The 13,619-nt window shown below is 69.0% G+C and carries 14 protein-coding genes and 2 pseudogenes; 6 read left to right on the top strand and 10 right to left on the bottom strand.

The window, feature by feature from the left end; translation table 11 throughout:
• Nucleotides 1-26: 26 nt before the first annotated feature.
• A pseudogene (locus tag ACIG36_RS14765) lies at nucleotides 27-567 on the top strand (transposase); the annotation flags it as partial.
• On the opposite strand, the gene ACIG36_RS14760 reads toward ACIG36_RS14765, so the two are convergent.
• The 4 genes from ACIG36_RS14760 to ACIG36_RS14745 form a co-directional block, all read right to left on the bottom strand.
• Nucleotides 550-981 (bottom strand): VOC family protein, encoded by a 432-nt coding sequence (locus tag ACIG36_RS14760; protein WP_399927610.1) that lies wholly within the window; start codon nucleotides 979-981, stop codon nucleotides 550-552. The pseudogene ACIG36_RS14765 and the gene ACIG36_RS14760 overlap by 18 nt on opposite strands.
• Before the next feature lie 583 nt (nucleotides 982-1,564).
• Nucleotides 1,565-1,981, bottom strand: coding sequence for a DUF6256 family protein (locus ACIG36_RS14755; RefSeq protein WP_399926769.1), 417 nt, complete (start codon nucleotides 1,979-1,981; stop codon nucleotides 1,565-1,567).
• A 27-nt stretch (nucleotides 1,982-2,008) separates the two neighbouring features.
• Nucleotides 2,009-2,245 carry a DUF6186 family protein gene (locus tag ACIG36_RS14750; RefSeq protein WP_399926767.1) on the bottom strand — a complete coding sequence of 79 codons (237 nt, stop codon included), beginning with the start codon at nucleotides 2,243-2,245 and terminating at the stop codon, nucleotides 2,009-2,011.
• 232 nt (nucleotides 2,246-2,477) lie between these two features.
• Nucleotides 2,478-3,371, bottom strand: a complete 894-nt coding sequence (locus ACIG36_RS14745; protein ID WP_399926765.1) for an RNA polymerase sigma-70 factor — start codon at nucleotides 3,369-3,371, stop codon at nucleotides 2,478-2,480.
• Nucleotides 3,372-3,643: 272 nt separating this feature from the next.
• On the opposite strand from ACIG36_RS14745, the gene ACIG36_RS14740 reads away from it, so the two are divergent.
• The 3 genes and pseudogenes from ACIG36_RS14740 to ACIG36_RS14730 all read left to right on the top strand — a co-directional run bounded on the left by ACIG36_RS14740 (nucleotide 3,644) and on the right by ACIG36_RS14730 (nucleotide 5,026).
• Nucleotides 3,644-4,129: a carboxymuconolactone decarboxylase family protein gene (locus tag ACIG36_RS14740; protein WP_399926763.1), complete on the top strand. Its 486-nt coding sequence runs from the start codon at nucleotides 3,644-3,646 to the stop codon at nucleotides 4,127-4,129.
• 32 nt (nucleotides 4,130-4,161) lie between these two features.
• Nucleotides 4,162-4,341: pseudogene (locus ACIG36_RS14735) on the top strand (hypothetical protein); the annotation flags it as partial.
• A gap of 82 nt (nucleotides 4,342-4,423) precedes the next feature.
• Nucleotides 4,424-5,026 (top strand): hypothetical protein, encoded by a 603-nt coding sequence (locus tag ACIG36_RS14730; protein WP_399926761.1) that lies wholly within the window; start codon nucleotides 4,424-4,426, stop codon nucleotides 5,024-5,026.
• 123 nt (nucleotides 5,027-5,149) lie between these two features.
• Here ACIG36_RS14730 and ACIG36_RS14725 read toward each other — a convergent pair whose 3' ends face one another.
• From ACIG36_RS14725 to ACIG36_RS14705, 5 genes are all read right to left on the bottom strand, one after another.
• Nucleotides 5,150-6,112 carry a hypothetical protein gene (locus ACIG36_RS14725; RefSeq protein ID WP_399926759.1) on the bottom strand — a complete coding sequence of 321 codons (963 nt, stop codon included), beginning with the start codon at nucleotides 6,110-6,112 and terminating at the stop codon, nucleotides 5,150-5,152.
• Nucleotides 6,113-6,242: 130 nt separating this feature from the next.
• The gene (locus ACIG36_RS14720; RefSeq protein WP_399926756.1) at nucleotides 6,243-7,583 is read right to left on the bottom strand and encodes a cytochrome P450; all 1,341 of its coding nucleotides are present in this window, start codon (nucleotides 7,581-7,583) and stop codon (nucleotides 6,243-6,245) included.
• Nucleotides 7,584-7,598: 15 nt separating this feature from the next.
• Nucleotides 7,599-8,903: an FAD-dependent oxidoreductase gene (locus ACIG36_RS14715; protein WP_399926754.1), complete on the bottom strand. Its 1,305-nt coding sequence runs from the start codon at nucleotides 8,901-8,903 to the stop codon at nucleotides 7,599-7,601.
• 380 nt (nucleotides 8,904-9,283) lie between these two features.
• A complete protein-coding gene (locus tag ACIG36_RS14710) occupies nucleotides 9,284-9,985 on the bottom strand; it encodes an SMI1/KNR4 family protein (protein WP_399926752.1) in 702 nt (233 codons plus the stop codon).
• A 123-nt stretch (nucleotides 9,986-10,108) separates the two neighbouring features.
• Nucleotides 10,109-10,789, bottom strand: a complete 681-nt coding sequence (locus ACIG36_RS14705; RefSeq protein WP_399926750.1) for a trypsin-like serine protease — start codon at nucleotides 10,787-10,789, stop codon at nucleotides 10,109-10,111.
• Nucleotides 10,790-11,258: 469 nt separating this feature from the next.
• On the opposite strand from ACIG36_RS14705, the gene ACIG36_RS14700 reads away from it, so the two are divergent.
• Nucleotides 11,259-11,936 carry a CPCC family cysteine-rich protein gene (locus ACIG36_RS14700; RefSeq protein WP_399926748.1) on the top strand — a complete coding sequence of 226 codons (678 nt, stop codon included), beginning with the start codon at nucleotides 11,259-11,261 and terminating at the stop codon, nucleotides 11,934-11,936.
• Here ACIG36_RS14700 and ACIG36_RS14695 read toward each other — a convergent pair.
• Nucleotides 11,924-12,835 (bottom strand): helix-turn-helix domain-containing protein, encoded by a 912-nt coding sequence (locus ACIG36_RS14695; protein WP_399926746.1) that lies wholly within the window; start codon nucleotides 12,833-12,835, stop codon nucleotides 11,924-11,926. The two genes, ACIG36_RS14700 and ACIG36_RS14695, sit on opposite strands and share 13 nt — an antisense overlap.
• Nucleotides 12,836-12,911: 76 nt before the next feature.
• Between ACIG36_RS14695 and ACIG36_RS14690 the strand changes: the two genes are divergently transcribed.
• Nucleotides 12,912-13,328 (top strand): nuclear transport factor 2 family protein, encoded by a 417-nt coding sequence (locus ACIG36_RS14690; protein WP_399926744.1) that lies wholly within the window; start codon nucleotides 12,912-12,914, stop codon nucleotides 13,326-13,328.
• The last annotated feature ends 291 nt before the right edge of the window (nucleotides 13,329-13,619 follow it).

Below are 13,619 nucleotides of genomic sequence, written 5' to 3'. Positions count from 1 at the left end.
GATCTTGCGGTGGGATGATCTCGGCTGTGGCTGGTGTGATCACGGCGTCTGAGCCGTCCTGGATAGCCCCGTTCGCCGAACTGAGCCCGCGTGCCTTCGGCAAGTTGCTGAGGCAGCTGCGCCGCGAGGGCGGCGACGCGCCGGGCCGTGGTCGGCCGTGGAAGCTGTCCCTGGAGGACCGGGTGCTACTGGTGGCCGCGTACTGGCACACCAACTCATCGACCACCTCGGCCCCAGGCTCGCGCTGGCCCCGCGCAGGCGCTTCGCCAAGGACGCGGTGCTGATCGTGGACGGGACGCTGGTACCCACCCGCGACCACCAGGTCGCCGAGCAGTCGAAGAACTATCGCTACTCGACGAACCACCAGGTGGTCATCGACGCCGACACCCGCCTGGTCGTGGTGGTCGGCCGGCCGCTGCCGGGGAACCGCAACGACTGCCTGGCCTGGTCGAGTCCGGTGCCAAGCGGGCAGTCGGCAACACTACGACGATCGCGGACGGCGGCTACCTGGGCACCGGACTGATCATGCCTCGCAGTCTCGGAGGAGAATCAGGCGAGGCAGAACTCGTTGCCCTCGATGTCCTGCATCGTGATGCACGACTCGTTGACGCCATCGGCGCGCTGCGTCAGCACGTGCTTCGCGCCGAGCGCCATCAGCCGTGCGCATTCGGCCTCGAGTGTGACAAGGCGCTCCTCACCCACGAGCCCGGCGCCAGCCCTCACATCGAGATGCACCCGGTTCTTGACGACCTTGCCTTCGGGAACTCGCTGGAAAAGCAAGCGCGGGCCCACACCAGAGGGATCAGTGCACGCGAAGTAGATCTCATCCTCGGGCGGCAGCGAGCGGTGGTACTCCTCCCACGTGGCAAAGCCCTCCGGGACCGTCTGCACGACGTACCCCAGCACCTCGCACCAGAAGGCGGCGAGGCGCGCAGGCTCCGCGCAGTCGAAGGTCACTTGGAACTGTTTGATCGTTGACATCGGCGCACGATAACAGGGTCCTACTCATCTCCCCAGGTCGGGAGGTCCGCACGTTGTCGGGAGGAGGCGCCTGCTACCCGCTGCTGTGTCGTGCGGTCGCAGGGGTGAACCGAGGTCAGTGCCTCCCCAAAGGGAACCTGGGATGGGGTCCCTGCCCGCCGTCCCGCGCACCGTGCGCTCGCCCTCGCGGCGGTCACCGCCGCGACCGCCGCGGCGCTCCTCACCGGCGCCCCCACCGCCGGCGCGGAGAGCAACAACTGCCAGTACCTCGCGAGCACGGCGAACGCCATCTACGGGCAAGCCCGGATGGAGGCCGCCTACGCCACCATGGCCGGACAGGTGGAGGCCGCCACCCAGGCCCTGCGCGCGCCGGTCAGCCCGCGCTGCGCGCGGTCCAGGGCCGCCAGTCCGCCGCGGGATGCGAGGTCAGCCACTTCCCCGAACTCGGGTAGGGGCCGCAGGCAGCACCGCCAGGCCCAGACCGAACGTCTCCTTCGGGCGGCTCCGGGAACCCATCAGCGCAACCGCGGCCATGCTCCGCCTGCCTTCAGTGGACCTCGTATCGCCGGGGGCGGCGGAGGCGTCACCGTTCCGTTGACCGGTTCCGCGCTCCCGGTGGGCGTCGAGAGCCCGCAGGGCCCTGGCTTCGGCGGTGTGTGGCGATCCAGGAGGCGAGGAGGAACGCAGGCAGGGTGATGCCGGCCATCAGTGCGGCGCCCGTGACCGCGCTCATCAGGAAGCCGGTTCCCAGGTGCGCGACGCCTCGGTAGTAGCTGATCGCTACAGCCAGCAGCGTGAGATAGCCACCCAGCGCGGTGCCGAAGACCTGGCGGGTGAAGGCGAGCCAGCCCCTCCCGTGCCGAGTGGGAGCGAGCCGCCGTGCCGGGGGCCAGGGCCTGCCGGGGTGGCGGCGCATGGTGAGCAGGCCGATCCCGAGATAACCCATCACCAGGAGGTAGCCGGTCAGCATGAGCGTGATGTTGAGGGATACGGGAAGCATGGTCGGCTCCTGACGGTGGCCGGTCCTTCAGGAGGGGTTCTGGAGCAGGAAGTGCCAGCCGCGGACGAAGGTGTGCCAGCCGAACCACAGCCACAGCGCGAACAGTGCCCAGCGGCCGACGGGGTAGTACATGACAGCCCTGACGGCGTCGCTGAGGGTGGGGAAGCCGTCGTGCGGTCGCAGCAGGCCGATGCCTTCCCAGACGAAGAGGGCGGCGAAGAGTGCGGCCCAGACGAGATAGCCGATCAGCGGATGCTCTGCCACCTGTGCCTCCCTCCGGTGCCTGCCACTGACCACTACAGCCGTCGGGTCGATCATCGACCACAACGAGCGCGTGGTGCCGGACGTGCGCGGCGAGTCGCAGCCGACCAGCGGGCCGTCCCGGGGCGGGGCATCCGGTTCCTGCTCACAGTTCCGCTGCCTGCAGCCGTACCGCCTCCCGGAGGGCGTCGGCGTCCCCGTGCTGCCGGCGTCGGCCCGCCCCCGTCCGCTTGGCTCACCCACCACGGACTACTGTGCGACTCGCAGCGGTCTCCCGCTCGACCCGTGACAGCTTCTCAGGATTGCGCACGGCGTAGAGCCCGGTGACAAGGCCGTCGTCGATGTGCACCGCCAGGACGGTGTCGATCTCACCGTTGAGCCGGAGAATCAGCGCCGGGTGGCCATTGACCTGTGCGGACCGCAGCGACGCCGCCTCGCCGAACCTGACAAGACCGGCGACCAAGGAGGCCACCTCGGCAGCCCCGACGACGGGCGACAGCACGGCCTGCACGACTCCGCCACCGTCGCCCAACAAGACGACATCCGGCGCGAGGATGTCGAGGAGCCGTTGCAGATCGCCTGTTTCGACCGCCCGCTGGAAGGCGTCGAACGCGTCTCGGGCCTCGGCCGGAGAAACGCCCCCGCGCGGTCGGCGCGCCGCGACGTGCGCCCGCGCGCGGTGGGCGATCTGGCGGACGGTGGCCGGGGTCTTGTCGACGGCTTCCACGATCTCGTCGTAGTCCAGGTCGAACACCTCGCGCAGCACGAACACCGCCCGCTCGGTCGGGCCGAGGGTCTCCAACACCAGCAGCATCGCCATCGAGACGCTGTCCGCCAGTTCGACGTCCTCGGCCACGTCGGGGGCGGTCAACAGCGGCTCGGGCAACCAGGGGCCGACGTAGGACTCCTTGCGCCGGCGGAGCGTACGCAGTCGCATCAGCGCCTGGCGCGTGGTGATCCGGACCAGGAACGCACGCTGCTCGCGCACGGTGTCGAGATCGACGCCCGCCCACCGCAACCAGGTCTCCTGCAGGACGTCCTCCGCGTCGGCGGCCGAGCCGAGCATCTCGTAGGCGACGGTGAACAGCAGATTTCGGTGGGCGATGAACACCTCGGTGGCGGAGTTCATCCGCTCACCTCGGGCAAGCGGCTCGGCTGTGTCCCTTGTTCGCCCGTTTGTTCGCCCGTTGCTCTCGCTCATGGCTGACTCCCGCCTGTTCGCTCTCGACCGGTCCACACGCAAGACGCCGGTCCCCGCTGCTTTGTGACATCCGGCCCCGGTGGCGCACGTCACACAACCGTCGATGTCACGCGGAGCGGGGCACCGGCATCTCGTGTTCGTCACGACGCCACGCGAACGAACCGTGGCGGCAAGCCATTTGCACAAGTGAGGACGAAGCCATGGACCCCCGTATCAACCTGATGACCAACGAGCTCGGCGCCAAGGTCGGCAAGCGGTTCTACAACGTCGGCCTGGCGATCCGGGAGTCGTCGCTGCCCAGGACCCTCCAGGAATTGGTGGAGCTGCGCGCCAGCCAGATCAACGGCTGCGGTTGGTGCGTCGACGTGCACACCAAGGAGGCGGCGGCCGCCGGCGAGACGTCGATCCGGCTCAACCTGGTCGCCGCCTGGCGCGAGTCCACCGTGTTCACGGAGGCCGAGCGGGCCGCGCTGGCGCTCGCCGAGGAGGGCACCCGGATCGCCGACGCCCACCAGGGCGTGTCCGACGAGACCTGGGACCAGGTGCGCAAGCACTACGACGACGACCAGATCGCGGCGCTGGTCTCCCTGGTCGCCTTGATCAACGCCGCCAACCGGTTCGGCGTGATCACCCGCATGCGGGGAGGTTCCTACGACCCCGGCATGTTCGCCGGCCTGTCGAGCTGACCGGCAGGTGAACTGCGACCCGGCCCGGAAACATTCGATCCGGGCCGGGCCCACACCCGTCGGGGCGCCTGCCCCGCATCCTGGAGACACTGGAGGCCCTGCCCCAGGACCGTCCCCTCGAGCTCGATCTGTCGGAGCTGCGGTACCTCGATCACGCCTGCCGTACGGCACTGGAGAACTGGGCCGGTCTGGCTCGGCGACGCAAGGCATAGCCATCACCGCACGCAGGGATGCTGCTGGTCGATATGCGTTGGCCGTTTGGGCTGAAGGCCGGGAGACTCAGATGCTGTGGACATGGGGATCTCTGGTTTCAAGCCGTCCTTCCTCGTCGGGATCGAGGCGATTCGGCAGGCGCACGGCTCACGCCTGTCGGCGCTGGTTGGCAGGCGGCTGACGGGGTTCGCCCTGGTGCGGTTCGTCGAGGACGGAGACTGGTTCGCCGACTGCCCGGTGCTCCTGGACTTCGACGGTATCCAGGTGGAGGTTTGTCACTGGAAGCTCGACGAACTCTCGATCGGGTGGGGCACGATCGACACCGCGGCGGCCATCACCGGGTGGGAGTGGTTCGAGCTCACGCCCCAGTGGTCCCACAGCGATGAACGCCTGGCGCCGTTCGTCGGGCAGGACCTGTGCGAGGTCAGCCTTCTCGAGTGGCGGTCGACAAGCCCTGACCTGGCATCGGGAACGGTGGCGGTTGAGTTCGTCTTCGCCGGGGACTGTCTGCGGATCGTCAACGGCCTCGACGAGAATCGCATCGAGGTCGGTGCAGCCCAGCGGAATACATCCGACACAGGCTGGGCCGCTGAGCACTACTGCTCGGTCGGTTTCCGGTTGATCTCAATGACAGGCAGCAGGGCGGCCTTGGTGGGATGCCGACGGCGGAGGCCACTCCGATGAGGGTCGGCGTCGTCGCCGTACTCCCTGGACGGCGCCTTCACCCGGAGGTCCGCGGTCGACACGGGCAGCCTGACCGGTGGGACATGCGGTGACGGCACACTGCGGCTGACGTGCGCGGGATGGTCACGGCGGCTCGGCGGGTGGAGTGAGCAGCTTCGGGTTGTCGGTGAGGCGCAGGCCGTCCGCCGCCAGGTAGCGGCGGGAACCCATGCCCCACTCCAGGTTCCCTCGCATCCATGCCTTCATGCCGTCGTTCAGCGCGGTGAGCGCCGCGTGATCACGCTCGGACAGTCCGCCCCACGCCTCTGCCATGGCCATCAGATCCCGCTCGGCACGGAGATAGGTGTGAACGTCCTCGGCGACCTTCTCGTACACGCGGTCCACGGCCTCGGCCATGTCGCAGCCGAATTCCCGGCTCACCACCAGCACCCCGTTGGTGACTTCTCCGACGGCGAGTTCCTTGGGCAGCGACAGCACGTCGTTCACCCAGACGACCACGTCGGCGGCCTTGTTCAGCATGGTGCGGAGCTGCTGCGATTCATGGAGCAGCGGGGCGAGCTCCAGCCCTGCCGCATACTCCAGGAGGTCCAGTGCAGGGATGATCCCGCCGGAGACCCTGCGCAGCTGCCGGTATTCACGGAGCGGTGGTATGCGGCGATGCGCCCGGTTGCGGGCCTCGGACACGAAAGCGTCGAGGAACGTCCCGGTGTGCGCGATGAACCGTATCTGCCAGGCAAGGCTCTGCCGGGCGGCGAGGTCCTGCCAGACCGCCGCCAGTTCCGCCGCGAGCGGCGGGTGCTGCGGCTCCGGGGCCCTGTGCCCGGACGGGAACGAGAGGGCGCCGAGCATCCACATGGTGGTCGCGGAGGGCCCGAAGACCTCCGGCGAGACCTGGCGGTCGTACAGGTCGTCGATGACGAACGCCCAGGTGAACCACCCTGCGAGTGTCTCGAGACGGTCCGCCTCGAGACACGGGTAACACCGGGCTATGAGCTCTCCCAAGTGCGTTTCTGTCAGGCGCCGACGGGCCACCGGGTTGTCGACCAGGCCGTACCGGTCCGCCCATTGGACAACGAGCTTCTCCAACTCGTCCCGGTGCGTGGACAGATGAGAAGGAAGCCGGTGCAGGATGTGATCCGGACTCGGACTCGGGAGCATGCTGCCGGGCGTCACGGTGGTGCTCCGCCGCCTTTCCGTATCCGATGAGGCTGGTTGCTCAGGGGCGTCGGTGCGGCCGGAGGCGGAGCGGGAAAGGATGGATCACGGTCCAGGGGCGGGGCGCCAGGAGGTGGTGGGGCGTAGGGCCCTCGGGGAGGTCGAGGCGCCACTGCGACATCACGATCGCGACCGCGAGGGTCAGCTCGGTGAGGGCGTAGACGTCCCCGATGCATTGGCGGGAACCCGCGCCGAAAGGGATGTAGGCGTTGCGTGGCACCTCGGCCCGCCGTGCCGGAGACCAGCGGTCGGCGTCGAAGCGCTCCGGTTCCGGGTAGAGGTCGGGCCGGTGGTGGATCACATAAGGGGACAGCAGGATGGCGGTACCCGGCGCGAGCCTCCGTCCGGCGAGCTCCACCGGGGCCACCACCGCGCGACTGAAGAACCACGCCGAGGGATGGAAGCGCAGCGTTTCCAGCACCACCCGGTGAGTCAGATCGAAGTGGACGGGACGGTCGCCGTCCAGTCGCACCCGCCGGCTCAGTGCGGCGCGCGCCTCCGCGCAGACGGCCTCGGCCGATTCGCGGTCCCGGGAGAGGAAGAACAGCGCCCAGCCCAGTATCGACGCGGAGGTGGCGATGCCGCCGGTGAGCATGGTGAGGACATGGTCACGGATCTCCGCGTCGGCCATCCCCTCGTCCGTCATCAGGGACAGCAGGTCCTGCTGCGGAGCGGTTTCGCCACGGCGGCGGGCGGCGATCGCGTCGTCGACCACCTGCCCCAGGGTGGAGCACGCCCGACGGAACCGACGGTTGGCCGGTGTGGGGAGCCGGTCCAGCAGGGCGAACGGGGAGCGCATGTGACGTCCCAGCCCATGGTGGAAGTCGGGATAGGAGGCGGCGATCCGTGCCACGTCCTGCGAAGCGCCGTCCGCCGAGAACATGGTCCTGGCGATGATCCGGGCGATCAGCGCATAGGCTTCCTCCTCGACTTCGACCGCGGCGCCGTCCGTCCACCGGGCGGTGAGCGCGGTGATCTCCTCCCGCATCACCTCCAGGTAACGGGACAGGTAATCCGGACGGAAGGCAGCCTGGAGCTGTCGGCGCTGCCGGCGGTGCACCTCGTGCGGGGTGGTGCCGAGGCCGTCCCCGGTGAAGCGGCGCAACTTGTCGAAGAAGGGGCCGCCCTTGTCGAAGTGCCGTGTATCGGTGAGGACGTCATGGAAGAGCTCCGGGGAGCACACCAGGAACGCCGGGCGCGGCCCCAGCCGGAGCTCCACCAGGTCACCCAGGCCGGCCAACGAGCGGAGGAACGGCAGCGGATCACGAAACAGGGCCGGCACGTGTCCCAGCAGGGGACGCGCACCGGGGGCACGGGACAGGGTGTAGCCGGCAGAAGTCATGGACGCTCCCGGGCTTCACCGACGTGGAGTGGAGAGGCCGCACGCGGCCACGCGCCAGACGACGCGTGGGTGGAGCAGCGTGGCGGGGCTGCTCACCATCTGTGCGGCCCGCATGAACCTGCGGTAGACATCCGCGTCGTCCGGGATCAGCGAGAGGAGCCGGTCGACATACCAGTGCGCGAGCCTTGCGCGGCCGCTCCGACAGGCATCCCCCTTGAGATCGTTGCCGACGGCCATGAGCCAGGGCACCAGCAAGGACCGTGCGACGCGGCGCTGAAAGACCCGGGCCAGTGCGTCCAGCGCGGAGTCGGCGCCGTGCCGGGCCAGCAGGCCCTGGAGGGTGAGGGCTTGGACGGCGGCCACGGTCATGCCCTGACCGTAGATGGGGTTCAGTCGGCAGACGGCGTCGCCCAGGCACAGCAGCCGACGGGGCCAACGTGGCATGCGGTGGTAGAGGCGCCACCGGTTGCTCAGACCGGTCGTCCGGTAGACGGGGCCGGCCGGTCGGGCTCCAGCGAGACTCGCGCCGATGAGTGGGTGGCGCAGGGACTGGGCGTAGGCGAGGAATTCCCGCTCGTCGCTGGGCGGCATTTCTCCCTCCACCCCGATGAGAACGGCCAGCCAACGCCCCGCCTCCACTGCCGAGATGCCACCGCCACGGTGGGTGGGGGACAAGGGTGGTTCCAGGAGAATCGTCCAGTCCGCCGCCGCGGAACCGGGCACGTCGAAGAGCCGCGAAGCGTACGAGGCACCGCCGTCGACGGTCCGCTCGGCCACCGCGGGGAAGCCCGCCTCGACGAGCCAGCGCGGGAGACGGGACGTCTGGCCGCTGGCATCGACGACCAGGTCCGCCTCGATGGTCTCCGTCACCGACGCACGTCCACGCACCCCCGTCACCCGCCGTGCCGCGGTGTCGCAGCACAGGCCCTCAACCCGGAAGCCGCTGCGGAGCACGACCTCCTCACGGGCCAGGACCCGACGGCGGACACACCGTTCGAGGGCGACCCGGGTGAACGCCTGGCCGGGTATGCCGATCACACATCGAGGGGCGAACCCGCCGGGGTAGAGGATTGCGCTCGATTCCCCGAAGTCGAACACCGGCGCACCGAGGTCAGCGAGCTCGGCCCGCAGCCCCGGGAACAGCTCCTCGATGATGCTGCCGCCCCTGGCGAGCAGGGCGTGCGGGTGGCGCGCCTGCGGGACGCCGCGGTGGTACTCGGTGTCGACGCCGATCCGGTCCTGCTCCAGAACGGTCACCTCACCGAAGTGGTCGGCGAGCACACGGGCCGTCAACAGACCGGCGATTCCACTGCCCACCACGGCGGCGCGCCTGTGACGTCCGTCCCCCGGCAGCACGCAGTTCCCCCTTCTCCGGCTGCGCTTGTCATGGATCCGTTAACCCAGGCCATGTCTGCCCGTGCCCGTGCAGGCCAAACGGCGGCCCGGCCCGGCAGGTGGGGACGTCCTCGAGAGAGCGCGGGGGCTGCTCCGTCGCTACCCCGCGATGCGTCGAACGCCTCTTGACCGGCCTACGGAGAGCGCCGTTCCGCGAGCGGAAGCCTCTTCGACGGAGGGCTCTTCGACGGAGGGTTCTTCGACGGAGGGCTCTTCGACGGGCGCGGCAGTATCTTCGGGACCTTCAGCGAGATCGTCCGCCGAGGATGGGACCGGCCAGGGCTGATGCCAGGCATTTCACCGGCCTAAGCCTTGGGTACCCACGTCCAGGCGTCTCCGCCGAGCTCGTCGAACGGATCGCCGTCACTGTCCGGCCAACCGAGAGCGCCGCTGGCATGCAGGGCGGGCCGGTAGCCGAAGGCAGTGCCGCCGCTGTTCAGCGCGGCCTCGATCTGCTCGATGTAGTCGACAAGAGTGCCGAACCCGAAGTCCACGTGCCCCTCATCGCCCCACGCCCCGATCTGCCCGTCCCGGGGGTCGAGGAAGAAGCCGGACATGGAGGAGTCGAGCGTGTCGGCCGCGAAGGGGATGAGCCGGTTGTACTCCTCTTCGATGCCCTGATGCACCGGGTGCTGCATCATCACTTCGGCGAGGGGGAACCAGGCGAAGCCGGTGTGGATGCCGGGGCCGGGCAGGAAGAGAGCGGCAGCCCACTGCTCCTCCCAGGCACGAGAAGCGTCGTCGGCCGGTGCGGGCAGCGGTCCCTCGCTGTGCGGGTGGTGCCCGAACTGGTCCTGTTCGTACCCTCGGCTGCCGTCGTGCAGCAGGTAGAGCGCCCTGAGAGCCGGGGGGAGGGGGAAGCCCATCGTGGCCTCCCATCGCTCGATCCGCTCCGGGGTGGCGGGTGGGTTGAGCATGGAGCGCGAGGCGGGAGCGTGGCGGTCCATCCACGTCTCGATCTGCTTCCACGCCCACTGTACGCGTATGAAATCGTCGTTGCTGGTCACACGGGGGAGCCTATCGATCACGACCTGCGGAACGAAGCCGAGGCCGGCCCGAGCTGCGCCGGACCGACCCGGGGCCGACCGAGGGAAGGCCGGCGTCGTGTGCGGCCCACCCTCGGCGGTGGATCAGACTCCCGTGTGGTGACGGATCCAGTCGCGGATCTCGGGATTGCCGAGCGGAACGATGCGTGCCTGGGCGGTCAGGTCGATGTAGGCGCTGATGATGCCGATCTGCGTGCTTCCGAGCAGGACCGGTCCCCCGGAGTCCCCTCGCAGGTTATGGCCGTTGTTGCTGGTGGCCCAGATCCAGCTCGGATCCCCCAGGTCCACCCGCTCCACGTTCATCGAGCACACCTTGAGCTTGGGCGCGGGCGTCGTGTCGCGGGGGTCGGTGTAGCCCCAGCCGCTGAGGGAGAGGTCCGAGCCGCTGCTGGGAAGAAAACCTCTGCTGACGAGGGAGTTGACCGTGATCGAGCTGTTGAGCGGTTTGGCGAGGCGGAACAGTGCCAGGTCGTTGACCGCCGTGACGCGATATCCGTCGACCTGTCGGCGCTCGCCCTTTCCGAGGGCGAGGTTCCCTGCCCGTATCCAGAAGCGTCCGGGAGCCGGGTTGCCCGCGTTGGTGATGCAGTGCTTGGCGGTGAGGACCCACCGATGGTCGATCACGCTGGCCGTGCAGATGAAGTTCCTCGTTCCGGAGCCGTTGTCGAGCCACACTTGCGCGGCCCCTCGCAGCCGGGCGGCCTCGGCGCCCCCGTCGATGGCCCCGGCCTGCGGCACGGGCCCCACCAGGAACGTACCGGTCATGAGTGCGGTAATCAGCGCGGCCAGCAGACATCTCAGCCGCGGCACGGATAACAGGACAGCTTTCAAGGGATCCTCCTGATCCGGTCCGGCTCCCGGTCGAACTGGAAGCCGTAGCGATTCTCGTGATGCAGCGATGCAGCGATGCAGTGATGAGGTGATGTATACGGGCGAAGGCACCGGGCATCTCCCGAGAGAAGTACGGATGGAGAACCGTCTCCTGGCGACCGTTTTCGGTCGAACCGGAAGTCGTTTCCGGGTCACCATGACGGGCGATCTGGTACCGCAACGGTGCTTGTGCTGACGGCTGGGTAGTTCATGGCATCCACGCGTTCTACTGCGATGACCCATATCGCGTCACGTCATGCCTCCTCGTACGGCTTCGCGGATACGCTCGCCGCACTTGCGGTCCGCGATGCTGCCGCCGTCGTCCGCGATGACCGTCGTTCGGGGAACAGACCACACTGGCCCAGTGAATACGTGCCGCCCTTGCCCCTGCTGTGGTCATCTCGTCTTCGACGTCGAGGATGGATGGCCTGGTTCCTATGCCGCTTGTCCGATCTGCTCCTGGGAAGACGACCCGGCTCAGTTCCGCTGGCCGTTCATGCAGGTCGGCGCCAACAGGGTGTCGCTTGTCGAGGCCCAGCGGAACTTTCAGGCCTACGGCGCCTGCGATCAGCGAGGGCGGCGGTTCGCCCGTCCGCCGGCGGATGACGAACCTCGGGACGCGGCCTGGCGCCCGATCGATCCGGCTACGGACTTCTTCGAGGAAAACAAGGGCGACGATTGCCGTCCTTGGCCCGATGACAGGTCGGTCCTGTGCTGGTGGCTTCCTTCCTTCTGGGGAGCCCCCGAGGAGCCGGCATACGCTCCGGACCGCCAGACGGTGATCGACGTCGGTTCCGTGCGTGGCGAGCGTGATCTCCATGAGGTCCTCAAGCGGGAGCTCGGCTTTCCCTCGTTCTACGGCATGAACTGGGCCGCGTTCTGGGATGCGATCACCGGCCTCATCGAGATGCCCAAGGAGTTGCGCTTCGTCCACTGGGCCGAGCTGGAACTACGAGAACCTCTGGCTGCGGCTGCGCTCCGCGACCAGTTGACCAGGTACGACAAGACGACCCAGGGCTTCAGCGTCGTTTACGACCGGTAGCCCTCGGAACGTCGCCCCACCGTGAACAAGCCTTGTGCGCCAGCCCAGCGCGTCCCGTCGGCGTCATGCCCCGCCCACGCGACGTCGTCCACCGCCAGCCCCGGGTCACCGGCCAGCGTCGACGGGGTCACTCCGGTGAACGCCAGGACCTCCCGGTGGAGATGGGACTGGTCGGCGTAACCGCCTTCCGTCGCGACGTCTGCCGCGCTCCCGCCCGCGGTCAAACGCTGGGCGGCGTGGCGGAAGCGGACCAGTCTCGCGGCGCGCTTGGGAGGCAGGCCGATCTGCGACCGGAATCGGGACCACAGGCGCCTGCGGCTCCAGCCGACCTCTGCTGCCAGTTCCTCGACCTTGACCCGGCCGCGGCTCGCGAGGATCCGGTCCCAGGCCCGGACCACCTCCGGGTCCACCGGTGGCCCCGTCCCGCGGCGACGGGCGAGGAAGGCGTCCGTCAACGCGAAACGGTCCTCCCAGGACGGGGCCTCGCACAGCTGCTCCCGGATCCGTGCCGCGTCCCGGCCCCACAGGTCGTCGAGGGCGACCACGGTACGGTCCAGCTCCGCCGGGCAGACACCCAGCACGGCGTGCGTGACCAGCGGGGACAGGCGCACCTCCACGCATGCGATGTTCTCGCCCTGCATGCGCACCGCACCGGGTACGAGCCCGGCGACGAGGCTTCCGCGCTGTTGCCGGCCGGCGGCGTCGCCCACGATGAGCGGACCGTCGCCGAACTCGACGACGAGGGTGAGGGCCGGGTGAGGGATCACCGGCAGGTCGACGGGGCCCGTGCCCCGATCGCGGAATCCGGCCAGGCTGACGCCGGCTGCCCGGCCGCGCCGCGGTGGCCTCACGACCTCCCACCCGGCCACGGCCTCACGCTCACCCACGGCGGATCGCATCACCCCATGCTACGAGGACGACCGATCGGAACATTCGTCCAAGACGCCGGCGCGCGCCCACGGTCACAGTGGACTCATGAGCAGCCTCATCATCCACAACGCCTTCCAGGCGTTCGCCAGCTATGACCCCGACCGGATCTCCGCGGTCCTCACCGAGGGCGCCGAGTGGCTCTCGCCCCCCGGGAACGCCGTCGCCGTCGCGCTCGGGACAACCCATCACATGGTCGGCAGGAAGGCGATCGTGCGCTTCTTCGCCGAGGGCTTCCCCCGCCTGTTCGTGCGCGACGTCGCCGTCACCTTCCATGGGGTCCACGCCGACAGCGAGCGGGGGATCGCGGAGGCGAGCGTGACGGCAACGCTCGCCAATGGGAACCACTACAGCAACGACTACTGCTTCGTCTTCGAATTCCGGGACGAGCTGATCCACCGGGTCCGCGAGTATGTGGACACAGCCCGTGGGCACCGCATGATCTTTGGCGAAATCCCCCAATAGCCATCCCCGGTCCAGCTGTGCACCCGTCAGCCTGACGGGCAGCAGGCCTGAGCCGACGAGCCCACCCCGGCGACCGCGCGCATGACGAGCAGGCCACCCACCTCGAACCCCACAACTCCTCCAGTGCGGCTGACAGGACGGCGACCTCACCGCGCCGCAGCGGGCTCGGGGGGCTCACGGAAGAGAAACCGCTCGGTCAATTCACCGGCCGGGACGTCGTGAAGGGCATGCAACGCCCCGGAATGGACAGGATCGTGCACGAGCACTGTATGCGGGCGGCCAGCGTACTCG

This window comes from Streptomyces sp. NPDC053048, from assembly GCF_044547045.1.
Taxonomy (GTDB): Bacteria; Actinomycetota; Actinomycetes; order Streptomycetales; family Streptomycetaceae; genus Streptomyces.
The sequence above is the reverse complement of the archived record's forward strand: the minus strand, read 5'-3'. Positions and strand labels throughout refer to the sequence as shown.